This is a genomic window from Azospirillum melinis, from assembly GCF_013340935.1.
Classification (GTDB): domain Bacteria; phylum Pseudomonadota; class Alphaproteobacteria; order Azospirillales; family Azospirillaceae; genus Azospirillum; species Azospirillum melinis.
Genome location: NZ_WHOS01000051.1, coordinates 1 through 25,381, shown reverse-complemented (window position 1 = coordinate 25,381; position 25,381 = coordinate 1). Strand labels below are relative to the sequence as shown.

At 68.1% G+C, this 25,381-nt stretch carries 22 protein-coding genes; 9 read left to right on the top strand and 13 right to left on the bottom strand.

All coding sequences use genetic code 11. The features are described from left to right. Position 1 precedes the first annotated feature (1 nt). Genes GBZ48_RS27330 through GBZ48_RS27305 form a run of 6 tightly spaced genes read right to left on the bottom strand, consistent with a single transcriptional unit; the run spans position 2 to position 4,790 of the window. The gene (locus GBZ48_RS27330) at positions 2-640 is read right to left on the bottom strand and encodes a cysteine dioxygenase family protein (protein ID WP_174473917.1); all 639 of its coding nucleotides are present in this window, start codon (positions 638-640) and stop codon (positions 2-4) included. A 12-nt stretch (positions 641-652) separates the two neighbouring features. Further along, positions 653-1,447: an ABC transporter ATP-binding protein gene (locus GBZ48_RS27325; RefSeq protein ID WP_174473916.1), complete on the bottom strand. Its 795-nt coding sequence runs from the start codon at positions 1,445-1,447 to the stop codon at positions 653-655. Beyond that, on the bottom strand, positions 1,441-2,493 hold the full coding sequence (locus GBZ48_RS27320; RefSeq protein ID WP_174473915.1) for an ABC transporter permease: 1,053 nt from the start codon (positions 2,491-2,493) through the stop codon (positions 1,441-1,443). Before GBZ48_RS27320 ends, GBZ48_RS27325 begins: the two co-directional genes overlap by 7 nt. Positions 2,494-2,542: 49 nt before the next feature. Continuing rightward, positions 2,543-3,175 (bottom strand): malonic semialdehyde reductase, encoded by a 633-nt coding sequence (locus tag GBZ48_RS27315; protein WP_174473914.1) that lies wholly within the window; start codon positions 3,173-3,175, stop codon positions 2,543-2,545. 27 nt (positions 3,176-3,202) lie between these two features. Next, complete coding sequence (locus tag GBZ48_RS27310; protein ID WP_174473913.1) at positions 3,203-4,537, bottom strand: AMP-binding protein; 1,335 nt, start codon at positions 4,535-4,537, stop codon at positions 3,203-3,205. 43 nt (positions 4,538-4,580) lie between these two features. Then, positions 4,581-4,790 (bottom strand): hypothetical protein, encoded by a 210-nt coding sequence (locus GBZ48_RS27305; protein WP_174473912.1) that lies wholly within the window; start codon positions 4,788-4,790, stop codon positions 4,581-4,583. Positions 4,791-5,179: 389 nt separating this feature from the next. Here GBZ48_RS27305 and tauA point away from each other — a divergent pair, with 389 nt between their 5' ends. The 4 genes from tauA to tauD are packed head-to-tail and all read left to right on the top strand — an operon-like array spanning position 5,180 to position 8,797. Then, positions 5,180-6,196, top strand: coding sequence for a taurine ABC transporter substrate-binding protein (tauA, locus tag GBZ48_RS27300; protein WP_174473911.1), 1,017 nt, complete (start codon positions 5,180-5,182; stop codon positions 6,194-6,196). 41 nt (positions 6,197-6,237) lie between these two features. Then, positions 6,238-7,041: a taurine ABC transporter ATP-binding protein gene (locus GBZ48_RS27295; RefSeq protein WP_174473910.1), complete on the top strand. Its 804-nt coding sequence runs from the start codon at positions 6,238-6,240 to the stop codon at positions 7,039-7,041. Continuing rightward, positions 7,038-7,889, top strand: coding sequence for an ABC transporter permease subunit (locus tag GBZ48_RS27290; protein WP_174473909.1), 852 nt, complete (start codon positions 7,038-7,040; stop codon positions 7,887-7,889). Before GBZ48_RS27295 ends, GBZ48_RS27290 begins: the two co-directional genes overlap by 4 nt. 56 nt (positions 7,890-7,945) lie before the next feature. Then, entirely contained in the window at positions 7,946-8,797 is an 852-nt protein-coding gene (gene tauD, locus GBZ48_RS27285; RefSeq protein WP_174473908.1) for a taurine dioxygenase, read from the top strand. Positions 8,798-8,845: 48 nt separating this feature from the next. Here tauD and GBZ48_RS27280 read toward each other — a convergent pair whose 3' ends face one another. Together GBZ48_RS27280 and GBZ48_RS27275 are read right to left on the bottom strand one after the other, a co-directional pair. Beyond that, a complete protein-coding gene (locus GBZ48_RS27280) occupies positions 8,846-11,203 on the bottom strand; it encodes an Orn/Lys/Arg family decarboxylase (RefSeq protein ID WP_174473907.1) in 2,358 nt (785 codons plus the stop codon). Positions 11,204-11,230: 27 nt separating this feature from the next. Then, the gene (locus GBZ48_RS27275; protein WP_281362501.1) at positions 11,231-11,887 is read right to left on the bottom strand and encodes a GNAT family N-acetyltransferase; all 657 of its coding nucleotides are present in this window, start codon (positions 11,885-11,887) and stop codon (positions 11,231-11,233) included. A 189-nt stretch (positions 11,888-12,076) separates the two neighbouring features. Between GBZ48_RS27275 and GBZ48_RS27270 the strand changes: the two genes are divergently transcribed. After that, a complete protein-coding gene (locus tag GBZ48_RS27270; protein ID WP_174473906.1) occupies positions 12,077-13,087 on the top strand; it encodes a CorA family divalent cation transporter in 1,011 nt (336 codons plus the stop codon). 126 nt (positions 13,088-13,213) lie between these two features. Continuing rightward, on the top strand, positions 13,214-14,224 hold the full coding sequence (locus tag GBZ48_RS27265) for a C-terminal binding protein (protein ID WP_174473905.1): 1,011 nt from the start codon (positions 13,214-13,216) through the stop codon (positions 14,222-14,224). Between the two features lie 51 nt (positions 14,225-14,275). Here the strand turns inward: GBZ48_RS27265 and GBZ48_RS27260 are convergent, their stop codons facing one another. Genes GBZ48_RS27260 through GBZ48_RS27240 form a run of 5 tightly spaced genes read right to left on the bottom strand, consistent with a single transcriptional unit; the run spans position 14,276 to position 19,410 of the window. Beyond that, a complete protein-coding gene (locus GBZ48_RS27260; RefSeq protein ID WP_174473904.1) occupies positions 14,276-15,340 on the bottom strand; it encodes a malate/lactate/ureidoglycolate dehydrogenase in 1,065 nt (354 codons plus the stop codon). Beyond that, entirely contained in the window at positions 15,337-16,617 is a 1,281-nt protein-coding gene (locus GBZ48_RS27255; protein ID WP_211105911.1) for a threonine synthase, read from the bottom strand. The genes GBZ48_RS27260 and GBZ48_RS27255 overlap by 4 nt, the downstream gene beginning before the upstream one ends. After that, on the bottom strand, positions 16,618-17,529 hold the full coding sequence (locus tag GBZ48_RS27250) for an ABC transporter permease (protein WP_174473903.1): 912 nt from the start codon (positions 17,527-17,529) through the stop codon (positions 16,618-16,620). Continuing rightward, positions 17,526-18,374: an ABC transporter ATP-binding protein gene (locus tag GBZ48_RS27245; protein WP_174473902.1), complete on the bottom strand. Its 849-nt coding sequence runs from the start codon at positions 18,372-18,374 to the stop codon at positions 17,526-17,528. The genes GBZ48_RS27250 and GBZ48_RS27245 overlap by 4 nt, the downstream gene beginning before the upstream one ends. A gap of 4 nt (positions 18,375-18,378) precedes the next feature. Then, on the bottom strand, positions 18,379-19,410 hold the full coding sequence (locus GBZ48_RS27240) for an ABC transporter substrate-binding protein (protein WP_174473901.1): 1,032 nt from the start codon (positions 19,408-19,410) through the stop codon (positions 18,379-18,381). Between the two features lie 481 nt (positions 19,411-19,891). On the opposite strand from GBZ48_RS27240, the gene GBZ48_RS27235 reads away from it, so the two are divergent. From GBZ48_RS27235 to GBZ48_RS27225, 3 genes are all read left to right on the top strand, one after another. Further along, positions 19,892-22,054: a type I secretion system permease/ATPase gene (locus GBZ48_RS27235; protein WP_174473900.1), complete on the top strand. Its 2,163-nt coding sequence runs from the start codon at positions 19,892-19,894 to the stop codon at positions 22,052-22,054. Further along, positions 22,041-23,513: an HlyD family type I secretion periplasmic adaptor subunit gene (locus tag GBZ48_RS27230; protein WP_174473899.1), complete on the top strand. Its 1,473-nt coding sequence runs from the start codon at positions 22,041-22,043 to the stop codon at positions 23,511-23,513. The genes GBZ48_RS27235 and GBZ48_RS27230 overlap by 14 nt, the downstream gene beginning before the upstream one ends. A gap of 109 nt (positions 23,514-23,622) precedes the next feature. Beyond that, the coding region (locus tag GBZ48_RS27225; protein ID WP_174473898.1) for an Ig-like domain-containing protein at positions 23,623-25,381 on the top strand (1,759 nt) is incomplete at its 3' end.

Here is a 25,381-nt window from a genome sequence, read left to right as displayed (position 1 = left end):
CTCAGGCGGCGTGGGGAACGGGCTGCGAACGGTCCCACAGGTTGGGCAGGGCGCTGTTGGCATAGCCGGAGATGAAGGGCTTGCGCTGGCCGGTCAGCGGGTCGAACACCGACCGCCGGACGGCGCCGATGTTGCCGCCATAGACATGGATGCTGATGGACGGCCGGTCAGCCAGCGCGTTCGAGATCGCATGGACATCGCCGATGCGGGGCGACACCGCCTCGACCGACCCGGCCTTCAGGAGTTCGGGCGGAGAGGCGACGGGCGGGCCGCCCTGTGGCTGGAGGTCGTAGCGTTGCGACCGCTCCGCCCCGCGCAGGATGCCGACGAGGCCCCAGACGGTGTGGTCGTGGATCGGTGTCCGCTGCCCCGGTCCCCAGACGAAGCTGACGACGGAGAAGCGCTCGTACGGGTCGCAATGCAGCAGATACTGACGGTAATGCACCGGGTCGGGCTGGGCATAGGCGTCGGGCAGCCAGTCGTCGACGGCGATAAGCCCGGCCAGCAGGGCGCGGCCGGCATCGAGCACCGCGGGCTCGTCGTCGCTGTGCCGCTCCACTAGCCGGGTGAGGTCGGCGATGAAGCCGCGCAGACGTTCCAAGTTCGGGATGGCGTTAGCGGGTGGGAGGTTGTCAGGCATGGTCGGGTGTCCTCACCAGGTCTCGGCAAGGCCGAGCAGTTCGAGAATGCGGTGACGAAGCTCGGTCAGGACCGGATCGCCGCGGTGGCGGGGATAGGGACGGTCGATGGGCAGATCGGCCTTGATGCGGGCCGGGCGGCCGCTGAACACGATCACGCGGGTCGCCATGAACAGCGCCTCTTCGATGTCGTGGGTGACCAGCAGGCCGGTGAAGCCAGAACTGCGCCACAGATCGACCAGTTCGCTCTGCATCGCCAGCCGGGTCAGGCTGTCCAGCTTGCCCAGCGGTTCGTCGAGGATCAGCAGGCGGGGGTCGTTGACCAGGGCGCGGGCCAGCGCCGCGCGCTGGGCCATGCCGCCGGACAGCTGGTGCGGATAGGCCCTTTCGAAGCCGGTCAGCCCGACCAGCGCCAGTGCCTTGTCGATCCGGTGCCCTTGCGAGCGCAACAGGCCGCGCGCCTCCAGCCCCAGGGCGACATTGTCGCGCACGGTGCGCCAGGGATAGAGCGTCGGGTCCTGGAAGACGACGACGCGCGACGGGTCGGGACCGTCGATGGGGCGACCGTCGGCCAGGATGCTGCCGCGGCTGGGCGGTTCCAGCCCGGCGACCAGCCGCAGCAGGGTGGACTTGCCGCAGCCGCTCGGCCCCAGCAGGGCGACCAGTTCGCCCGGCTCGACCCGCAGTTCCACCCCGTCCAGCACCGGCAGCGGTGCGCCATGCAGGTCGAAGCTGTGGCTGACCGCCTGCACGTCGATGGTCATGCCGGCCACCCCGGCTTGGGTGTCGGTGCTTTCGAGCGCTACCATTTCAACATTCCCTTCTGCCAGGCGAGCAGGCGGTCGCGGACGCGGAACAGCAGCGTCACCAGTCCGGAGCAGAGCAGCGCCATCACCAGCAGGGCCGCATACATGTTGCCGTAGGCGGCCCAGCCCTGGGCCCATTGCAGGTACCAGCCGACCCCGGACTTCACGCCCAGCATCTCCGCCACCACCAGGACGGCGAAGGAGGCGCCCAGCCCCATGAACAGCCCGACGAAGACATGCGGCATCGCCGCCGGGACGGCGACCTTCAGCACCAGGAAGCGCGGGGAGGCGCCCAGCGTGCGGGCGATGTCGTAATAGGCGCTGTTGACCCCGGCCACGCCGGACCAGGTGAGGACGGTCACCGGCACGCCGCTGGCGAGCGCGATCAGGAAGACACTGGCGCTCCAGCTGGTCGGAAAGGCGAAGAAGGCGATGGGCAGCCACGCGGTGGCCGGCAGCGGGCCGATCAGCCGCAGAACCGGGTGCACCCAATAGCCGACCGCGCGCGACCAACCGATGGCGACGCCGGTCACCACGCCAAGGATCGAACCCACGGCATAGCCGGTGATCAGCAGCCTCAGCGATGCGGCAAAGCAGTCGAGCAGCCGCGGCCAGTCGTCGAGATAGACCTCCAGCAGCGCCTGCGGCGGGACGAAGAAGGGCCGCGGCAGCAGATTGAGCTTGGCGGTCAGGATTTCCCACCCGGTGACGCCCAACGCCAGGGCGATCAGCCAGGGAACGGACGCCGACAGGCTGGCAATGGCGGCTTCCAGCCGGCTGCGCGGCGCCGGACGGATCGCCGCAGCCAGCAGGGCGGCCAGCACCAGCAGCCCTGCGGCGACCACCAGCAGGCTGGCGAATTCCCCGGTCCGTTCCCACTCCTGGGCATCGGCGGCGTCTGGCCACAGGGCCGTCACGCCGGAGGCGGCGAACCACAGCAGGGCGGCGGCGGAAAAACGCAGGAGGAGGTTGGACGGGAGGCCGCCGCCGATTGGCAAGGCTCCGCCGTTGGCCGCCGGCAGGGCGGCGGCCGTGTCGTTCACGCTCATGATCGATCTCCCGTTCGGCCGGGATTTGCCGGCCGCTACGGCGTTGGGCTCAAAGGATCACCACCGCCTTCGACGCGTCCAGCCGCGGGGCGCGCGGGCGCGACGGCGGGCCGTCGGCATGGCCCAGAGCCACCAGCAGGTTGGTGCGCAGCCGGCCGTCGGCGAAGAACTCCGCATCGACCGCTTCGGCATCGAAGCCGGACATCGGCCCGGCATCCAGACCCAGCAGCCGCGCGGCCAGGATCAGGTAACCGGCCTGGAGAGAGCCATTGCGGAAGGCCGTGGTCTCGGCCAGCGACGGCTCGTCGACGAACATCGGCGAGGGGTCGTAATGCGGGCTCAGCAACGGCAGATGCTCGAAGAAGCGGCGGTCATAGGCGACGATGGCGATGGCGCCGGCCGCCAGCTTGGACTGGTTGCCGCGGCTCAATGCCGGTCGCAGCCGCTCCTTCGCCTCCGGCGTGGTCAGGAAGACGAAGCGCGCCGGGCTGCCGTTGAAGGCGGTCGGCGCCAGCCGGACCAGTTCATAGAGGCGATGCAGCGTCTCCGCCGGGACCGGCCGGTCGGACCAGCTTTGCGGCGTGCGGGCGTTGAGGAACAGGCGGTCGGCCGCCAAAGCAATGTGTTCGGGCGCGAGGTCGTCGGGCGGCTGTTCGGTGGCGGGAAGATGGGTGTCCGGCATGGGAGCGGGCTCCGTCAGGGGATTGGGTCACGACCAGACGTGCTGGCGGCGGTCGTCGATTCGCTTGGCCTTGTGGACGGCACGGGGCAGCGTGCCGGGGGCGAGCAGGGCGACCTCCGCCCCGACGCCGGTGGCGGCCTTCAGCTGGCGCCGCAGCCGGCCCCGCAGTTCCTCCAGATCGCCGTTGAAGCCCTGGGTGTGTTCCGCCTCGACCGTCAATCGGTCCAGCCGCTCGACCCGGTCGAGCACCAGCCGGTATTCCCCGGTCAGCGCCGGGTCCTGGCGCACCACCGCCTCCACGTCGCCGGGGAACAGGTTGACGCCCTTGACGATCAGCATGTCGTCGAGCCGCCCATGCACGCCCTTCAGCCGCAGGGAGGTGCGGCCGCAGCGGCAGGGCTCCGTCGTCACCGACACGATGTCGCCGGTGCGGAAGCGGATGATCGGGCGGGCGCGCTTGCGCAGGGTGGTCAGCACCAGCTCGCCGCGCTCGCCCTCCGCCACCGGTTCGAGGGTTTCGGGGTTCAGCACCTCGACCAGGATATGGTCCTCGGCCCAGTGCAGCCCGTCCTTCTCCACGCACATGCCGGCGCAGGAGCCGAAGATGTCGGACAGGCCGTAATAATCGTAGACCTCCGCCCCCCACAGCGCCTCGATCCGTTCACGCGTCTCCGGGATCGAACCGCCGGGCTCGCCCGCCACGAACAGGCGGCGGACGGCGAGGTCGCGGGCGGGGTCGATGCCCTCGCTCTGGGCGGTCTCGCCGAGATGCCAGGCGTAGGACGGCGTCGTCCACAGTGCCGTCGCCCTGAACTGGTTCAGCACCGCCAGCAGCCGTTCCGACGGCAGGGTGCCGGCATGGATGCTGAGCGCGCCCAGTTTCTGCGCACCCATCACACAGGGACCGCCGACGAACAGCGAGAAGTTCAGTGCATGGGCATAGCGGTCGGTCGGGCGCAGGCCGCTTGACCAGAACTGCCGTGCCTCATAGTCGATCCATTCCTCAAAATCCTTGGAGGTGAAGGGCGAGGCGGTCGGCACCCCGGTCGATCCGCTGGAGGCGGAGATGTAGACGATCTCCCGTTCCGGCACAGCGACCAGATCGCCGAAGGGCGGCACCGCGGTCTGGCGGTCGCGGATGGTCGCCTTGTCCAGGAAAGGGAACCGGCGCAGGTCGTCCAGCGTGTGCAGGTCCCCCGGCGACACCCCCTGCGCATCGAAGGCGGCGCGGTAGTAGGGCGAGCCATCGTAAGCGTGCCGCAGATGATCCTTCAGCAGGTCGAGCTGCAATTGCCGCCAGTCGGCGCGGCTCTGGGTTTCCAGACCGGGGTGCCAGTATGCGTCGTGGTCCTGAACCGCCACTTGTTCTTATCCTTCAAGAGTTGGAAGGCGGCTGCCGGCCCGATCAGGCCAGCGCCGCCAGCGATGCCAGGAGAATGGCAGAGACGATGCCGAGGCCGAGCGGAAGCAGGCCGCGGTCCGGAAGCTCATCGCCGCCAGAGCCATCTGTCATGTCCGCCGCGTGCCCGTCGGGCGGCAGCAGCGGCAGCACCAGCGCGCCCGAAGGGCAGAGGGACGCCATCACCATCCGGTCGAAATCACTCAAACCCTGCATGGCTGAACTCCTTGTCAGGTGGTTTGGGGTCGTGGCGCTTCCCATCGGCTGCCGGGATATAACAGTTAAAGACTGTTTAAATATCTTGTTGTCTATAGGAAAGTGGGAAAAAACGGCCAGGTCAAGTGTCCGCTTCATATCGCCTGATATTTTTGGCGAAATCGGTACCGCTTCCGGTCACCCGAAGGCGAGGAAATGCTGCTTCCAGCCAAGCCCGATGACGCGACGCCGGCATTTTTAAACAAACAAAAAGTGTATATAAAAACTATTTCCCTGTAGAGATGTAGATTTTATGGTGACAACGGCGCGAGCGTCGCTTTAAGGTTCACGGACATTCGGATTCCCGGACCTCGCAGGCCGGCATTCACACCGTGACGGGGGAAACGACGATGAAGACCAATCTGCCCACCCTCCTCTCTGCCGCGCTGGCGGCGGTCGTCCCCTTTGCTGCCTCCACCATCGCCGAAGCCGCGTCCGGCAAGGTCGTGGTCGGCTATCAGACCGATGCGCTGCCTTCCTCGGTCGCCATCGCCAACGGCGATTTCGCCAAGGCGACCGGCACCGAGATCGACTTCCGTAAATTCAATTCGGGCGCGGAGATCTTCGCCGCCATCGCCTCGGGCGATGTGCAGGTCGGCTATGTCGGCTCCAGCCCCTTCGCCGCCGCGGTCAGCCGCGGGCTGGACGTGAAGGCCTTCCATCTCGCCACCATTTCCGGCACCGACGAGGCGCTGGTGGTGCGCAACGGCTCCGGCATCGAAAAGCCGTCGGACCTCAAGGGCAAGAAGCTGGCGGCGGCTCCGGTCTCCACCGACCATTACCAGCTGCTCGCCGTGCTGAAGCAGGAAAAGCTGACGGAACGCGACGCCCAGGTCTTCGCCATCCCGCAGCCGGACATCGTCGCCGCCTGGAACCGCGGCGACCTGGACGGCGCCTTTGTCTGGGATCCCGCCCTGACCGAGCTGAAGAAGACCGGCAAGGTGCTGCTGACCTCACGCGAGGTGGCCGACCGCGGCGCCCCGACCTTCAGCGCCTGGGTGGCGACCGCCGCCTTCGCCAAGGACAATCCCGCCTTCCTCAAGAGCTTCGCCGGCACCATCGAGCGCTACAGCGCCTCCTTCCGCAACGACAAGGCGGCCTGGGGGCCGGATTCTGAGAATGCGAAGACGCTGGCGAAGCTGCTGGGCGGCACGCCGTCCGATCAGGCGTCGGCGCTGACCAACCTGTCGCTGGTCCCGGCGGAGGTGCAGGCCTCCACTGCCTGGCTGTCCGGTGGCGAGGGAAGCGGTGCGGGCAAGATCCTGAAGGACACGGCGGAGTTCCTGAAGGAGCAGAAGAAGATCACCACCGTGCTGCCCAGCTACGGCGGTTTCGTCACCGCCGATTACGTCAAGGAAATCCGCTGAACCAGCCGCCCGCCAAGTTAACCGCCGACAGGAGGGCGCCCATGCTCCAGGTCCGCAACGCCAGTGTCTTCTTCTCCGCCCGCGACGGCCGGGTGGTTCATGCGCTGGACCGCGCGTCGCTCGACATCGACGCCAACAGCATCGTCGTGGCGCTGGGGGCATCGGGCTGCGGGAAATCGACGCTGCTGAACGCCATCGCCGGTTTCCTGCCCCTGTCGGAGGGATCGATCACGCTGGACGGCCAGCCGGTCGCCAGCCCCGGCGCCGACCGCGGCGTGGTGTTCCAGAAGGACACGCTGCTGCCCTGGAGCAGCGTCGCCGACAATGTGGCGCTCGGCCTGCGCTTCGCCGGGATTCCCGCCAGGGAGCGGCGCGAGCGGGCGGAGGAACTGCTGGGGCTGGTCGGGCTGGAAGGTTTCGCCGACGCTTTCCCGCACGAGCTGTCGGGCGGCATGCGCCAGCGCGTCGGCATTGCCCGCGCGCTGGCGACCGACCCGAAGATCCTGCTGATGGACGAGCCGTTCGGCGCGCTCGACAGCCTGACCCGCGAACAGATGCAGGAACTGCTGATCGACGTCTGGGCGCGCACCGGCAAGCGCATCTTCTTCATCACCCATTCCATCGAGGAGGCGCTGTTCCTCGGCACCAATGTGGTGGTGATGTCGCCGCGGCCCGGCCGGATCGTCGCCCGTTTCGATCTGGATTTCGTCCGCCGCTTCGCCGCCGAGCGCGACGTGCGCGCCATCCTGTCGGCACCGGAGTTCGCCGATCTCTACGACGAGATCCGGTCCCTGGTGCATCGCCCGCATGCCGAGGCGGATGTCCGCCGGATGGTGCTGCAATGACCGACCTCGCCCGTTCCGGAAGCCGCGCCTCCGATCCGGCGGACCGGCCGAAGATCGTCCGGCTCCATCCCTTCGGACTGGACGGTGCGCGCACCGGCCCGATCAGCCTCGCCACCGCCCTGCTGCTGCTGGCGGCGTGGTTCCTGGTGACCCATTACCGGCTGGTGCCGCCGTTGTTCCTGCCGACCCCGCAGGAGGTGGCGACCCAGTTCCTGGCGGTCCTCGAGGACGGCTATGCCGGCGCCACCCTGTGGGAGCATGTGTCGGCCAGCCTGTTCCGCATCTTCTCCGCCGCCGTCATCGCCGCCTCGCTCGGCATCCCGCTGGGGCTGGCGATGGGGCTGAACCGCTGGGCCAAGGGGGTTTTCGACACGCCCATCGAGTTCTACTGGCCGTTGCCGCCGCTGGCCTATCTGCCGCTGATGATCATCTGGCTCGGCATCGGCGAGGTGTCGAAGATCGTCCTGCTGACGCTGGCGATGTTCGCGCCGGTCTGCCTGTCGGCGCAGGCCGGGGTGCGGTCCCTGCCGATCGAGCGGGTGAACGCCGCGCTGTCGCTTGGTGCCAGCCGCTGGCAGCTGTTCCGCACCATCGTGCTGCCCAGCGCCCTGCCGGAGATCCTGACCGGCCTGCGTATCGGCATCGGCGTCGGTTGGAGCACGCTGGTCGCGGCGGAACTGATCGCCGCCACCCGCGGCATCGGCTTCATGATCATGTCCGCCTCGCATTTCCTCGCCACCGACGTGGTCTTCGTCGGCATCGGCATCATCGCGGTCTTCGCCTTCGCCTTTTCCTACGGAATGCGCCTGCTGGAAGCGTGGCTGGTGCCGTGGAAGGGCAAGTCCTGAGGCAACCGACCGCCGGAATTCCAAAAACCGCCGTACAAAAAGATTGGGGAACCGCCATGCCAGACATCGCCTTGTCCGCCCTGACCGTCACGCCCGTCAGCCCCGCCATCGGTGCGCGGGTCGAGGGGATCGACCTTTCCCGCCCGCTGTCGGACAGCGAAGCGGCGGCGCTGGAGCGGGCGCTGGTCGCCCATCAGGTTCTGTTCTTCGAGAACCAGCCGCTGACGCCGCGGGCCCAGCGCGACTTCGCCGCCCGTTTCGGCCAGCTGCACGTCCACCCGATCTATCCGAAGGTGCCGGAGCAGCCGGAGATCATGGTGCTGGACACCGGACCGCACAACCCGACCGACAACGACGTCTGGCACACCGACGTCACCTGCATCGAAACGCCGCCGGCCATCGTCGTCCTGTCGGGCAAGCTGATTCCGCCCATCGGCGGCGATACGGTGTGGGCCAGCAACATCGCCGCCTACAACGGCCTGTCGGAGCCGATCCGCCGCCTGCTGGAGCCGCTGAAGGCGCTCCACGACTTCACCCGTTCCTTCCCGGAATGGCGGCACAACGGCGATCCCGAGACCCATGCCCGCTGGAAGACGGCGCGCGACAAGCATCCGGCCGTGGTGCATCCGGTCATCCGCACCCATCCGGTCAGCGGCGCCAAGGCGCTGTTCGTGAATGAGAACTTCACGTCCCGCATCGTCGGGCTGAGCGACCGGGAAAGTGCTGCGATCCTGGAGTTCCTGTACGACCACATCAGCCGCCCGGAATTCACCGTGCGCTGGCGCTGGAAAGAGAATGATCTGGTGCTGTGGGACAACCGGTCGACCCAGCATTACGCGGTGAACGACTATTCGCCGCACCGGCGCATCATGCACCGCGCCACCGTGCTGGGCGACCGGCCCTATTGAGAGGGGAGGAGGCGGGTCTAACCGCCTCCTCCCAATCCCGGCGCAGGTTCAGTCTGCGCCGGGTTCGCGCACGACATAGGTGTAGAAGCGGATCGACCCGTCTGGCTCGGTCTCGCGGTACAGGCCCTGGATTTCGTTGTCGAAGCCGGGGAAGCGGTTGGCGCCTTCCTGGAAGACCTGGAGATATTCGATCATCGGCCGGGCATGGTCGTCCAGCCGCTCGCCCGGCACGATGGTGGCGATGCCCGGCGGGTAGACGACCCACAGGGTGGTGGCGATCCGCCCGGCGATGCGGTCGATGGGCAGGTAATCCACGTCGTTGCGCACCAGATGCCGCACCGCCTCACGCGGCGGCATCACCATGGCGGGCAGATGATCGGGACGGAACATGCGGCGCTGCAGGTCGTTGGTGCCGCGCTCGCGGTAATAGGCGTGCATCTCCGCGCACAGGTCGCGCAGCCGGCGGCCGGTGTAGCGGGCCGGGCGGCGGGCGACGAATTCCGGGATCACGTCCTCCAGCAGCGCGTTGTCGTCATGCAGCCGCTTGAATGCCACCAGCGCGCTCAGCAGCGTGCCGGCCTTGCTCGATTCCACACCGGGCGTCAGCAGGAAGAGGATCGAGTTGAGGTCGTTCTTTTCCGGAACGATGCGGTTCTCGCGCAGATACTGCGCCACCACCGGCGCCGGGATGCCGTGATCCTCATAGGCGCCGGTGCGGCGGTCGAAGCCCGGGGTGAGCAGGGTCAGCTTGTTGGGGTCGGTCATCGCATAGCCGGCCGCCACATGGCGGAAGCCGTGCCAGTCGGCCCCCGGCACGAATTCCCAATGCCGGACGTCGGAGGCCAGCGCGTCGGTGGGCACATCCTCCCATGCCGCCGTGGTCCCCGTGGTGGTGCCGACCTCCACCCGGTCGGGCACGAAGGGGTCGAAGAACCAGCGGCGCGCCGGGTCGCTCTCGCGCTCCTCGAACTCGCGGCGGATGGCGCGCAGCTTCTTGCGCAGCTCGATGCCCAGCCGGATCGTGTCGTCCCACAGCACCTCGCCGGACCGGCCCTTCATCATCTGCGCGCCGACGTCGAGCGAGGCGAACAGTGGGTAGAAGGGCGAGGTCGAGGCGTGCAGCAGGAAAGTCTCGTTGAAGCGGCGATGCTCCACCCGGCGACGCTGGCCCTTGATGTGGCTGTCCTTCACATGGATCTGCGAGGCCTGGGAGAAGCTCGCCAGCTGCTTGTGGGTCGACTGGGTGGCGATGATGCCGGGGTGGCCGTCATGCAGGCCGTCCAGCCCCATGGCGAAGCGGCCCTTGAACAGCGGGTGGAATTTCAGGAAGCCGGCCCACGCCTCGTCGAAGAGGATATAGTCGCAGAGATGGCCGATCTTCGCCAGGATGGTCTCGGCGCTGTAGATGGTGCCGTCGTAGCTGCATTGCTGGATCACCGCGGCGCGGAAGGGCCGCTCGCGCTTCCAGGCGTTCGGGTCCTTGACCAGCGGATTGCTGCGGATCTTCTCGCGGATGCGTTCCTCGTCCAGCGCCTCGTGGTCGATGGGACCGATCAGGCCGTAGGGGTTGCGGTCGGTCTCCAGAAAGATCGGGATGCCGCCGCCGAGGAACAGCCCGCCATGGTGGGCGGCCTTGTGGTTGTTGCGGTCGAACAGGACGAGGTCGTCCTCCGCCACCAGGGCCGACAGCACGATCTTGTTGGAGGCCGAGGTGCCGTTCAGCACAAAATAGGTGCGCTCAGCTCCGAAGATTTTGGCGGCTTCCTTCTGCGCCTTCAACGCTGGACCCTCATGGACCAGCAGGTCGCCCATCTCCAGCACCGAATTGTCGATGTCGTCGCGGAACACCGCCTCGCCCAGATGCTCGACGAAGATTCGGCCGATGGGGCTGCGGCTGTAGAAGATGCCGCCATTGTGGCCAGGGCAGGTCCACAGCTGGTTGCCTTCCTCGGCATAATCGACCAGCTCGCCGAAGAAGGGCGTCTTCAGTGTCTCGGCATACTGCTTGAGGCGGGAAACGAGGTTCTTGGCGATGAACTCCGGCGTTTCCTCGGCCAGGAAAACATAGCCGTCCACCTGATTGAGCACATCGACCGGGATGTTCTCCAGCCGCTGGCGGCGGACCAGCAGGATGATCGGCATCTCCAGACCGCGCTTGCGCGCCAACGCGATCAGCGAGGCCGGCTTGCCCTCCAGCCCGCGCTTGCCCCAATCGACGATCATGCAGCCGATGGCGGCGTCGGTGCGGATCGCCAGCTCGGCATCCTCGACGCGGCGCGTCCGCACCACCTCGAAGCCGATGCGCTCGACCTCGGCGACGATCTGCTGCACGCGCACGCCTTCCAGCTCGTCGGCGTCGAAGGCCGGGGCGCAGACGAGGAAGGAGAAGCGTCGAAAGAAATCCATGGGGGAACTCCGGGGGATAGAAGGCTGTCAATCGCCGGCCTGGACGGTGCCGCCGCGATGATCGTCGGGCAGCGCGCCGTCGGCCGGGCCGAGCGCGCGCTGGAGGAAGACGCTGTCGGTCCAGCGGCCGAACTTGAAGCCGACCGAGCGCAGAACGCCGGCCTGCTCGAAGCCGCAGGACTCATGCAGGCGCAGCGACGGGGCGTTGGCGCTGTCGACCACGGCGATCATCTGCCGGCAGCCGGCGACGGTGCAGGCATCGACCAGCGCCGACAGGAGTTGGCGGCCGATCCCAAGGCCCTGGAAATCCTTGTGGACGTAGATCGAGTGTTCGACCGTGTAGCGGTAGGCCGGGCGCTTGCGGAAGGGGGCCGCATAGGCGTAGCCGGCGATGGCGCCGCCGAGATCGGCCACCAGATGCGGCAGACGGCGCTTCAGCATGGCCTTGCGGCGGCGCTTCAGCTCTTCCGGGTGCAGCGGCTCGATGTCGAAGGGGCCGAGGCCGTGCTGGATGTGATAGCCGTAGATCTCCAGCATGGCCGGCACGTCCGCCTCGGTGGATTGGCGGATTGCGGGATGCTGCGAGTCGGACCGGAGTCGGCCGACAGGCTCCTGGGTGTGGCGGGTAAAATCGCAGGCGTCCATGTCGTGGGCGCCGGCGGCGGTCTCGGTCCTCACGGTCATGCCCCTGTCGAATGGTGACGCCCGCGCGTTGATGCCGCAAACGCGCGACAGGGTGATGACGGTTTCAAGACGGTCTTGTTGCAGTTGCTCCAAGCGCCCAAGGACGAGGTTGCGCCGCACGTCCGCCGGCGTATCCTGCCCGCCGGCCGGCACCCAGCCGGCGAAGAGGCAACGGAAGGTTCGCCGGGTATGGCAGTGCCAATCAAGCTCGATACCGGGACCGACCTGATCTGCGGCTATTTCCTCACCCCCGATGCGCCGCCGGTGCCGGTGTCCTTCGATGAGATCGACGCAGCGCAGCAGCGCAGCGGCGGCGTGCTGTGGCTGCATTTCAACCTCGCCTCGGCGCGGGCGCGCGACTGGCTGGACCGCAAGAGCGGGCTCGACGAGTTCGCGCGCGAGGTCCTGCTGGACGCCAATGACGACCGGACGCGGCTGGAACCGTTCGACGACGGCTTTCTCGCCGTGCTGAGCGACATGCATTACGACTTCAACTTCGAACCGTCGGACATCGGCACCCTGCGCCTGTTCATGGACGAACGCCGCATCGTCAGCTGCCGGCGGCATCCGCTGAAGGCGATCGACCGGCTGCGCAAATCCCTGCACGACCAGGGCCGCTACGGCAGCACCGCCGCCCTGATGGCCGAGCTGATCGACATGCTGGCCGATACGCTGGGCGAGGTGGTGACGCGCGCCGAAGCCGATCTGGACAAGGTGGAGGACACCGTCCTTGCCGAGCGCTACCAGCTCGCTCGGCAGCGGCTGGGCCAGCTGCGTCAGCTGATCGTCCGGCTGCGCCGCCATGTCTCGCCGCAGCGTGCGGCGCTGGGCCGGCTCGCCACCGGCAACGTGCCCTGGATCGACGACGACGACCGCGCCCGCCTCGGCCATTCGGTCGAGAAGTTCGGCGGCGTGCTCTACGACATCGAGGCGTTGCAGGACCGGGCCAAGGTTTTGCAGGACGAGCTTCTGGCCCGTGTCGCCGACCAGCAGAACCACAGCCTGCATGTGCTGGCGGTGGTGACTGTGATCTTCGCGCCGATGACCCTGATCTCAGGCATCTTCGGCATGAATGTGGCGGGGGTGCCGGGGGTCGGCGCCATCGAGGATCATGTCTCGCCGCACGCCTTCTGGTGGGTGATGCTGTCGATCCTGCTGTCCGGTCTCGCCATGCTGTTCTTCCTGCGCCCGCGCAAGTGAAACCGGAGCCTTGCCCACCTGCGGCTGGCATTTCCTATTGCGCAAGGCGGCAATCGGCTTTGTAAATTCAGCGCGGCGTGTGAAAGTGACGGCCACTTGGTTCGAACAGTGACGGGAGCGATGGGGATGGGGCAGCAGCGCGCCGGGCGGTTGGTCGTCGGGATCACCGACCACATGATTCCGCCCCCCGATCTGGAGGCCGCCGTGCTGGACGGAGTGGCGGAGGTCGATTTTTTCGACTGCCGGCGGGAGGAGGATCTCGACCCGGACCGCCTCGCCCGCCTGGATGCCCTGCTGGTGTGGAGCACGCGCATCGGTCCGGCCACCGTCGAGCGGTTGAAGCGCTGCCGGATCGTCGTGCGGTTCGGCGTCGGCTATGACCGGGTCGATGTCGCGGCGCTGGAGGCCGCCGGGATTCCCTTCTGCAACAACCCCGATTACGGGACGGAGGAGGTCGCCGACCACGCCGTCGCCATGATCCTGTCGCTGCAGCGCCGGCTGTGGGAGCATGATGCCCGCGCCCGAGGCTACACGACGACGTGGCAGGCGAATACGCTGACGCCGCTGCACCGGTCCGGTGCCGCGACGGTCGGGGTGGTCGGGGTCGGGCGGATCGGCACCGCGGTGGTGAACCGGCTGAAGGGCTTCGGCCACCGCATCCTGGGCTACGATCCGTTCCAGCCGGCCGGGCACGAGAAGGCTGTCGGCTATCGCCGCGTCCGCCGGCTTGAGGAGTTGCTGGCCGAGTCCGACATCGTCACCTTCCACTGCCCGCTGAACGGCGAGACGCGCGGCCTGCTGAACGAGGCCACCCTGGCGGCGATGAAGCCCGGCGCCATCCTGGTCAACACCGCGCGCGGCGAGCTGTTCGCCGGGTTGGACCCGCTGGAGGCGGCCCTGCGCAGCGGCCGGCTTGCCGCCGTCGGGACCGACGTCCTGCCGGTCGAGCCGCCGGCCCCCCACCCGCTGCTGGACGCATGGCGGGTGCGGGAGGACTGGCTCACCGGACGGCTGGTGGTGACGCCGCACAATGCCTTCCACTCCGATCAGGCGGCGGTGGAGATGCGGCGCAATGCGGCGGAGACGGTGCGGCTGTTCCTGGAGGACGGCGTCCTGCGGAACCGGATCACCGCCTGACCGGATGGGACGGAGCATGGGGCAAGGGGCGGGTTAGAGGCCGCCCCCCGTTCAGCCCTCTAGCAACCCCTGCACATCCAACCCGAGCCCGCCGCCGATGCGGTGCAGCGCCGCGACCGTGTCGGGGTCGAGCGTGATGCCGCGGTCCATGGCGGCCATGCGGTGCAGCGCCTCCGGTTCCCCGGGAATGCTGACGCCGTCGCTGCCGGGGGCGGCAGGCGTGTCGGCGACATGGTCGAGCACGGCGTCGGTCAGGGTCTGCCATTCCGGGCCGGCCACCCGGTTGGGGTCGATGACGAAGGCCAGCGCGTTGTTGACCACCCGTCCCGGCCGCAGATTCTCCGGCAAAGCGGGAAGGCCGCCGGCCAGGGCACCCGCCAGGATTTCACAGGCCAGCGCCAGACCGTAACCCTTATGGCCGCCGAAGGGCAGGATGGCGCCGGTCGGCTCGGTGAACATCACGGCCGGATCGCGCGTCGGCCGTCCGTCCGGGTCGAGCAGCAGGCCGTCCTCCACCTCCTTACCCAGCGAGGCGGCGACCCGGCATTTGTTGGCGGCGATGGCGCTGGTGGCGAAATCGAGCAGGAAGGGCGCGAAGCCCGGCGTGCCGGGAACGGCGATGCAGACCGGATTGGTGCCGAGCCGCGGCCGCCCGCCGCCATGGGGCGCCGCCAGCGGACGGCTGACCACATTGACGAAGAACAGCCCGATCAGCCCGGCGGCGATGCATTGCTCGCCATAGGAGCCGACGCGGCCAATATGGTGGGCGTTGCGCAGTGCCAGGATGCAGGCGCCGCCGGCCCTGGCCCGTTCGATGGCGAGGTCGGTCGCCTCCCGTGCGATCACCTGCCCATAGCCGACATCGCCGTCCACCACCAGGAAGGGAGCCTCGTCGCGCACGATGCGGGCATGGCGGTTGGGCTGGAGATGGCCAAGCTCAAGGCTGCGGGTATAGACGGCGATCTGGCAGACGCCGTGGCTGGCATGGCCGCGGGCGTCGGCCTCCACCAGATTGGCGGCAACGATGGCCGCCTCCTCCGCCGAGCTGCCGCTGCGACGGAGAATGGCGTCGAGCGTCGCGACCAGCCGGTCCGGGCGATAGCGCACCTCGCTCATCGGCCGCTTTCCTCAAAGAGCGAATAGTCGATGGGCTGGGTGCGGTCGAGCGTGCGGTGCACCGGCGGCAGCGGGTATTTCAGGCCGGTGGCGCAGTTGAACAGTACGGCACGCTCCTCCTTGCCGACCCGGCCGTCGGCCAGGGACTGCTTGTAAGCGGCATAGGTCGCGGCTCCTTCGGGGCAGAGCAGGAAGCCTTCCTCCCGCGCCACCTCGTTCAGCGCGGCCTGGATGGCGTCGTCGGGTACGGCGATGGCGAAGCCGCCGCTCTCGCGCACGGCGCGCAGGATCAGGAAGTCGCCGACCGCCTGCGGCACGCGGATGCCGGACGCGATGGTGTGGGCATCCTCCCAGCGCGGGGCATGCTCTTCTCCCTGTTCCCAGGCGCGGACCATCGGCGCGCAGCCGGCGGCCTGGACCGCCACCATGCGCGGGCGCTTCGATCCGATGAAGCCGATGGCCTCCAGTTCGGCGAAGGCCTTCCACATACCGATCAGGCCGGTGCCGCCGCCGGTTGGATAGAAGATGACGTCCGGCACCTCCCAGCCCAGCTGCTCGGAAAGCTCCAGCCCCATCGTCTTCTTGCCCTCGATCCGGTAGGGCTCCTTCAGGGTGGAGACGTCGAACCAGCCGACCTTGGCCTTGCCCTCGCCGACGATCTTCCCGCAATCGTCGATCAGGCCGTTGACGCGGTAGACGGTGGCGCCTTGCAGTTCGATCTCCGACACGTTCACCTCCGGCGTGTCGGCCGGGCAGAAGATGGTGGTGCGGATGCCGGCGCGGGTGGCGTAGGCGGCCAGCGCCGCCCCGGCATTGCCGTTGGTCGGCATCGCCATGTGCTTGATGTTGAAAGCTTTCGCCATCGACACCGCCATCACCAGCCCGCGCGCCTTGAAGGAGCCGGTGGGTAGCCGCCCCTCGTCCTTCACCAGCAGCTCGGCCGCACCCAGCCGCTTCGCCAGCCGGGGCAGCGGCACCAGCGGAGTCACCGCCTCGCCCAGGCTGACGATGTCCTCGACCTTGCGGACGGGCAGAAGCTCGCGGTAGCGCCACAGATCCTGCGGACGTTCGGACAGCGAGCTTTTGGTCAGCGCCTGCTTCACGCCGTTCAGATCGTAGCGGACCAGCAGCGGCTTGCCGGCGCGCGACAGGTTGTGGATGGTGTCGGCCTCGTACCGCTCGCCGGTGTAGGCGCATTCGAGATGGGTGACGAAGGTCGGACGCTCGACCGTCAGGTTGGAATCGAAGCGCACCGGGTTGATGTCTTGGAAAGCCATTTAGCGGACCATGCCCCATTTGCGGACCGTGTGGACTTCGATCCACCGGAAGACGACGTTCTCGACCAGCAGGCCGATCAGGATGACGGTGACGAGCCCGGCGAAGACCTTGTCGATGTACAGCTCGTTGCGGTTCTGGAAGATGAACCAGCCGAGCCCGCCCTTGCCGGAGGACACGCCGAACACCAGCTCCGCCGCGATCAGCGTCCGCCAGGCGAAGGCCCAGCCGACCTTGAGGCCGGTGAGGATCGCCGGGAAAGCCGCCGGGATCAGCAGCGTGACGACATAGCGAAAGCTCCCCAGCCCGTAGTTCCGCCCGGCCATCCGCAGCGTTTCCGACACCGAGGTGAAGCCGGCATGAGTGTTCAGCGCCAACGGCCACAGCACGGCATGGACCAGCACGAAGATCAGGCTGACCTCGCCCAGCCCGAACCACAGCATGGCGATCGGCAGCAGGGCGATGGCCGGCAGCGGGTTGAACATCGAGGTCAGCGTCGACAGCAGGTCGTTGCCGATGCGGGTGGAGACGGCGACCGTGGTCAGCAGCACGGCCAGCACCACCGCCACCGCATAGCCCTTCAGCAGCACCGCCAGAGAGGTCCAGGCCATCGACAGCAGATTGTCGCGGCGGATGCCGTCCCACAGCGCCGCCGCGGTGTCGGTGAAGGTCGGGAACATCAGCGGGTTGTTCTGCCAGACCGCGGCCGCCTGCCACAGCGCCGCAACCGCCGCCAGGACCAGCAGCCGGCGCAGCGCGGTCACGTTGCCGAGCCGCTCCCACCGGGACAGCGGGCGGGCGACGTCGCCGATGGGGCCGGTGGCGGTGACGGTGCGCTCATATTCCGGGCGCAGCGGCGGTTCGCGCCGGCCATTGGGGGGAAGGGGACGCGGGGAAAAGGACAGGTCGGTCATGCGCTCGGTCCTTTTCCGGTCGATTGGCCGGGGCCTTCGACATCCTCGGCGAAAAGCATGGTGTGGATGCGGTTGGCAAGGCTCTGGAACTCGGCGCCGCCGACGGCGCCATGGTCGTAGCCGTCGCAGTTGACCTCCGCCTTCACCTGTCCGGGATGGGGCGACAGCACCAGGATGCGCGAACCGACGACCAGCGCCTCCTCGATGGAATGGGTGACGAACAGCACGGTGAAGCGCAAATCGTCCCACAGTTGCAGCAGTTCCTCCTGCATCTTGCGCCGGGTCAGCGCGTCGAGCGCGGCGAAGGGCTCGTCCATCAGCAGGATGTCGGGTTCCATCGCCATGGCGCGGGCGATGGCGACGCGCTGCTTCATGCCGCCCGACAGCATGTGCGGGTGGACGTCGGCGAACTTGGTCAGGTTCACCCGTGCGATGCAGTCGAGCGCTTTTTCCTCCGCCTCCCGCCGCCTGGCCTTGCCGCTGGCGAGCAGGGGGAACATGACGTTCTCCTTGACCGTCTTCCAGGGCGGAAGCTGGTCGAATTCCTGGAAGACCATCATGCGGTCGGGGCCGGGCTTCGTCACCGTGCGGCCGTTCAGGCGGATCGCTCCCTCCACCGGCTGGAGGAAGCCACCGACCGCCTTCAGCAGGGAGGATTTTCCGCAGCCCGACGGTCCCAGCAGGACGTAGCGTTCGGACTGGAACACCTGGAAATTGACGCGATAGGTGGCGGTGACGAGATGCCGGCGCGTCTTGTATTGCAGGGTGACGCCGGAGACGTCGAGCAGCGGCCGTTCGGACAGGCCGTCGCTGTCGATGCTGTGCGGGTAGGTCAGCGCGTTCATCGCGTCAGCTCCCGGTGCCGTCATGCAGGTCGTCGAAGAAGTAATCCTTCCACGAGGCCGGCTTGTTCTTGATCGCGCCGACCTTGTGCATGAAATCGGCGAAGGCCTCCGTCCGGTTGGGAGTGACGGTGAAGCGGATGTCAGGGTCGTTCAGCAGGCGCAGGATGTAGGCCTTGTCCAGACTGCCCTTGTTCTGGGCCAGATAAGCGTCCGCCGCGGCGTCATGGTTGGCGTTGATCAGATCCATCGCCTCCTTCAGCGCATCGAGGAAAGCCCGGTAGGTCTTCGGGTTCTCGTCGCGGAAGGATTGCTTGCTCCAGATCAGGTTGAAGCTGTGCGGTCCGCCCAGCACGTCGTAGGAGCTGACAACCTTGCGGATCTTCGGGTCGTCCAGCTGCTGGTACTGGAAGGGCGGGCTGGAGATATGGGCGGTGATGCCGCCGCTGCCCGACAGCAGGGCCGCCGTGGCGTCGGGATGCGGCATCGACACGGTCAGCTTGTCGAGCGCGTCGAATTTGCCGGCGCCAAGCTCCTTCTCCACCGCCATTTGCAGGACACGGGCCTGCACCCCGACCTTCACCGCCGGCAGCGCGATCTTGTCCGCATCGGTGAAGTCCTTCAGCGTTCTGACCTTCGGGTTGTTGGTGGTCAGGAACAGCGGCATGTCGTTCAACGACGCGATGGCCTTGACGTTGGCGCTGCCCTTGGTGCGGTCCCAGATGGTCAGGAGCGGCCCGACCCCGGCGGATCCCAGATCGATGCTGCCGGACAGCAGTGCATCGTTCATCGCCGCGCCGCCGGACAGCTGGACCCAGTCCACCGTAACGTCGAGGCCAAGAGCTTTGCCGTGCTTCTCGATCAGCTGGTTGTGGCGCAGCACATGCAGCGGCAGATAGCCCAGGCCATATTGCTCGGCGATCCGGATGCGCCCTTCGGCGGCCGCGGGCGTCGCGATGGCCGACGTCACCAGCAGCCCCATCACCGATGCGGCGACCGCCGCTAAGGCACGGCGGTTGAGGCGTCCTGACTGTCGCATGGCGATGCTCCCCTATCTCCATAAATCTACTAGAAAATATGGGAACATGATTCTGTTGCGTGGTCAACAGTGTAGAAATCTGCCGGACCTCGGCGGAAATAAACATGTCATGAATGGATTTTCTAACGGAGGGTAGCGAGCCTATGCAATCAGAAGTTGAGCCAATACGGCGCTCAAAGCTCATTTCCGGAAGCACGGGGGGGTGTCGCTGTGAGCAATTTTAGTAAAATTTCCTTAGTACCATTAAGGGAATATCATCTTAGGTAGAAGAGGTCTCCGCAGTGGCAATTTATCTTGATTGCAACACAACCACTTTGCTATTTGGTGGTATTAAAGTTTCATACGCTCGTAATAAGACGTTCGGTGTCGAGTAAGCACGCAGATAGGATGAACGGATAGGCCAACTCTCCGAAGTTGTCCGTTCCCTATGACGCGTCCGCGGATTCGGCCGGGCGCCGGTATCCAGATCAGGAAACGAGGCATGCCGCGTCTGGTTGAGGACAGCGTGACTCCGGACACCGGATTGTCATGCCTTATCTTCATGTTGCGCCTGATGGGCCATCCCGCCGATCCGGAGCAGATCCGTCACGATCATGCCGTTCATGGCCGGGCAATGGAGACGCTGGACATCCTGCGCGCCGCAAAGCGCTTCGGCCTGAAAGCGCGATCCGTCACCACAAGCTGGGATCGGCTGGCCGCCACGCCGTTGCCAGCCATCGCCAAGCGCCGTGACGGGCGCTACTTCATCATCGCCAAGATCGACGGCGACCGGGTGCTGATCCAGGACCCGCTCGAATCGAAGCCGCTGGCCCTGCCGCGCGCGGTGGTCGAACCGGCCTGGGCGGGCGAACTGGTGCTGATGGCGCGCCGGGCCGGGCTGGATCTGGCGCAGGTCCGTTTCGGAATCGGCTGGTTCGTGCCGGCACTGCTGAAATACCGGCGGCTGTTTTCGGAAATCCTGCTCGCCTCCTTCATGTTGCAGGTGTTCGGGCTGATCAGCCCTCTGTTCTTCCAGGTCGTCGTCGACAAGGTGCTGGCCCACCGCAGCCTGACCACGCTGGACATCCTCGTCGTCGGCCTCGTCGTGGTCTCGCTGTTTGAAACGGTGCTGGGCGGTCTGCGCAGCTATCTGTTCTCGCACACCACCAGCCGGGTCGACGTCACGCTGGGCGCACGGCTGTTCGACCATCTGCTGGCGCTGCCGCTGCCCTATTTCCAGGCGCGCCGGGTCGGCGACAACGTGGCGCGGGTGCGCGAGCTGGACCGGATCCGCGATTTCCTGACCGGATCGGCCCTGACCCTGGTCATCGATCTGGTCTTCACGGTCGTCTTCCTGGCGGTGATGTGGTGGTACAGCCCGGCCCTAACCGGGATCGTACTGGCGTCCCTGCCGGTCTATGCCGCGATCAGCCTTGCCGTCACGCCGGTCCTGCGGCGGCGGCTGGAGGCCAAATTCGCCCTCGGGGCGGAGAACCAGGCCTTTCTGGTCGAAAGCATCTCCGGCATCGAGACGCTGAAGGCGATGGCGGTCGAACCGGAGATGCGCCGCCATTGGGAGGAGAGGCTGGCCGCCTATGTCGGCGCCGCCTTCCGCGCGTCCAGCCTGGGGGTGGTCGCCGGCCAGGGCGTCCAGCTCGTGTCGAAGCTGACCATGGCGGCCCTGCTCTATGTCGGTGCGCAGGAGGTGATCGACGGCGCGCTCACCATCGGCGCGCTGGTGGCGGTGAACATGCTGGCCGGCCGCGTGTCGTCGCCGGTGCTGCGGCTGGCCCAGCTCTGGAACGATTTCCAGCAGGCCCGCGTCTCCGTCGAACGGCTGGCCGACATCCTCAACACCACGCCGGAGCCGGCGGCCAAGCCCGGCCGGCTGCCGTTGCCCGCCATCCGCGGACGCATCCGCTTCGACCGGGTCGGCTTCTGCTATCGCCCTGATGCCTCGCCCACCTTGCAGGGCATCGACCTGACGGTGGAGGCGGGGGAGACGGTCGGCATCGTCGGCTCGTCGGGGTCGGGGAAAAGCACGCTGACCAAGCTGGTGCAGCGGCTCTATGTCCCGGAATCCGGCCGGGTGCTGATCGACGACGTGGATCTGTCGCTGGTGGACGTGGCGTGGCTGCGGCGGCAGATCGGCGTCGTCCTGCAGGAAAATGTGCTGTTCAACCGGTCGATCCGCGACAACATCGCGCTGGCCGATCCCGGCATGCCGATGGAGCGGATCGTCGAGGCGGCGCGGCTGGCCGGGGCGGACCGCTTCATCCTGGGCCTGCCGGAAGGCTACGACACGGTGATCGGCGAGCGCGGCGCCAGCCTGTCGGGCGGACAGCGCCAGCGCGTCGCCATCGCCCGCGCGCTGGCGACCGATCCGCGCATCCTGATCTTCGACGAGGCGACCAGCGCGCTGGACGTCGAGAGCGAGGCGGCGATCCAGGCCAACATGCGCCGCATCTGCGACAACCGCACGGTGCTGATCGTCGCCCACCGGCTGTCCACCGTGCGCGGCTGCGACCGCATCGTCACGGTGGAGGAGGGGCGGATCGCCGAGCAGGGCACGCATGACGAGCTGATCCGGCTCGGCGGACGCTATGCGGCGCTGTGGCGGATGCAGGCGGGCGGACAGGCGGAGGTCGATCATGGCGTCGCCTGAGAGCGCAGCCGAAGCGGCGCCGGTCCCCGGCGCTCCGGCCGCATCACCGCCACAGCCACCATCCGCGCCTCCTCCGGCACCGCCGCGGCCCCGTCCGCGCCGCGGGCACGAGCTGGAATTCCTGCCGGCGGCGCTGGAGGCGATGGATACGCCGCCGTCGCCCTTCGCCAGGGCGGTGTCGCTGCTGATCGTCGCCTTCGCCGTCATCGCCGTCGCCTGGGCCTGGATCGGCCACATCGACATCACCGCCGTCACCCGTGGGCGCCTCATTCCCAGCGACCGCAACAAGCTGGTGCAGACGCTGGAGCCCGGCATCGTCCGCACCATCCGCGTCGCCGAGGGGCAACAGGTGGAGCAGGGCGCGGTCCTGCTGGAACTCGACCCCACCGACAGCGCCGCCGACGCCGGCCGCGCCGAATGGGAACTGGCGGTGGCGGAGACCGAGGCATCCCGCCTGCGGGCCGCGCTGGCCGACCGGCGCAGCTTCGACCCGCCGCCGGCCGCCGACGCCGCCCTGGTGGCGCTCCAGCGCTCAATCCTCGTCAATCAGCTGACCGCCCGCGACGCGGCGCTCGACGCCATCGGCAGCCAGGAACGTCAGCGCCGGGCGGAAATCGCCGCCTTGGCTGCCGAGAAGGCCCGGCTGGGCGCCACCCTGCCGCTGATCCGGGAGCAGGTGCAGGCCAAGCGGAACCTGTCCCAGCGCGGCTACAGCCCGCGCTTCGACCTGCTGGAGCTGGAGAAGGAGCTTGCCGAGGTCGAATATGGCGCGGTCGCCGCGAAGAACCGCGAGGCCGAGGCCGAAGCGGCGCTGAAGGGGCTGGCGGACGAGAGGCGGCGGGTGACCGCGGAGTTCGACGGCAAGGCGATGGCCGATCTCGCCGATGCCGAAAAGCGTGCCGCCGCCTTGCGCCAGGAACTGACCAAGGCGGCGCGGCGGCGGGAGCGGCAGCTTCTGACCGCGCCGGTCGGCGGCATGATCCAGCAGCTTGCCGTCCACACGGTCGGCGGCGTGGTCACGGCGGCGGAGCCGCTGATGGTGATCGTGCCGGCGAACCGCACCCTGATCGTCGAAGTGCAGGTGGAAAACAAGGACATCGGCTTCCTCCATCCCGGCATGCCGGCGGAAATCAAGGTCGATGCCTTCCCCTTCACCCGTTACGGGCTGCTTCCCGGCACGGTCCTGTCGGTTTCGCACGACGTGATCCTGCCGCCCGACGGGGCGGCGGCACGCACCGGGGCGGCCGAACCGGTGGCCACGGCCGAGCGGGATGGCCCCAAATTCTCCGCCCGCATCGCGCTGGAGCGCACCGCCATCCGCGGCGAGACCGGCGAGGACATCGCGCTGGCGCCCGGCATGGCGGTGACGGCGGAGGTGAAGACCGGCCGTCGCCGCGTCCTCGACTACCTGCTCTCCCCGGTGCTCGCCCACGTCCACGAGGCGATGCGCGAGCGATAAGACCAAGATCCTAAGTATTAAATCCTAAGTTCACTCTCCCTTTTTCCGATCCGACCCACCAGCCGCGAGGCCCGGAACAACCGGGCCGACATTTCCGGAGGACAAGCCGATGACCAGCACCGTGACCACCGACGGCGACGATCTGCTGACCGGTGACTGGCGCGCCGACACGATGAGCGGCGGTGCCGGCAACGACACCCTGATCGGCGCCGACGGCAACGATTGGCTGGATGGCGGCGACGGCGACGACCGGCTGGACGGCGGAACCGGCAACAACAGCCTGTTCGGCGGTGCCGGCAACGACACGCTGCTGGGCGGCAGCAACAACGACACGCTGGACGGCGGCGCCGGCAACGACGTGATCTCCGGCGGGACCGGCAACGACCTGATCCGGGGCGGCGACGGCGCCGACAGCATCGACGGCGGGGAGAACGACGACAGCATCGACGGTGGCAGCGGCAACGACACCATCGTCGGCGGCGGCGGGCGTGACGTGGTGACTGCCGGCGACGGCGACGATCTGGTGACGGACGGCGCTGGGATTTGGAGCGACGACCGCTTCGACGGTGGCGCCGGCAACGACACGCTGGAGGGGGGATACGGCAGCGACACCCTGATCGGCGGGACGGGCAACGACCGGCTGACCGTGGGCGACGATTACAGCGGCGATTGGCTGGACGGCGGCGACGGCGACGACACGCTGACCGGTGGGATGGGCGCCGACCGGCTGGCCGACGGTGCCGGGACCGACCTCGTCCGGGCTGGCGGCGGCGACGATCTGCTGGACCATGTCCTGTCGGATCAGGCGGGCAACGACACGCTGGACGGTGGTGCCGGCTACGACCGGCTGCGGGTGGCGCTGACCGCCGGTCAGGTGACCGCAGCCGTCGCGGCCGACCTCGTCCAACTGGCGGACTTCATCCGGCGCCATGGCGATGACGGCCAGAGCTTCACCGGTCAGGCGATCCGGCTTGTCGGCAACAACTGGAACGCGCTCGAGGTGACGGTGGACGGCCGGCCGGTGGCAGTCGCCGATCTGGCCGGAATGGTCGTCGCCGCCCCCAACCGGGCCCCGGTCGCCGCCGATCAGGCAATGACTGGGACGGAGGACATGCCGGTCACCGGGTCGGTCGGCGCGGTCGATCCCGACGGCGACGCGCTGACCTATGGCGTCGGCGCCGGGCCGGGCCATGGCCGGCTGGTGCTGGAGGCCGACGGCCGCTTCACCTACCGGCCCGATGCCGATTATGCCGGCATCGACAGCTTCCGCATCGACGTGGCCGACGGCCGGGGCGGGGTGACCAGCCAGACGGTCACCGTCACGCTGGCCGGCGTCAACGACGCTCCGACCGGCGTGACACTCGACGGGACCGCCATTGCCGAGCATGCGTCGGCCGGGACCGTCGTCGGCACCGCCCACGGCAGCGACCCGGACGGCGACACGCTGTCCTACAGCCTGACCGACGATGCCGGCGGGCGCTTCGTGATCGACGCGGCGACCGGGGTGGTGTCCGTCGCCGCCGGGGCGGAGTTCGACTATGCGCAGGCTCCCGCCCACGCGGTGACCGTCCGCGTCACCGACGCCGGCGGACTCGCCACCGAGCGGGTCTTCCACATCGGCGTCACCGCAACCCGTAACGACGGTGTCGCCGACATCGACGGGCTGTCGCCGGCCGACGAGCAGGCCTTTGAGGCCGGCGAGGCGCAGGTCGGCGGCAACGACGCGCTGACGGGCGACTGGCGGGCGGAGACGCTCGATGGGGGGGGCGGGGAAGACACGCTCGGGAGCGGCGGGGGGGGGGGGAGGCCGGGGGGCGGGGGGGGCGGCGGCCCCCTGGACGGGGGGTGGGGGGCGGGCAGGGCGCGGG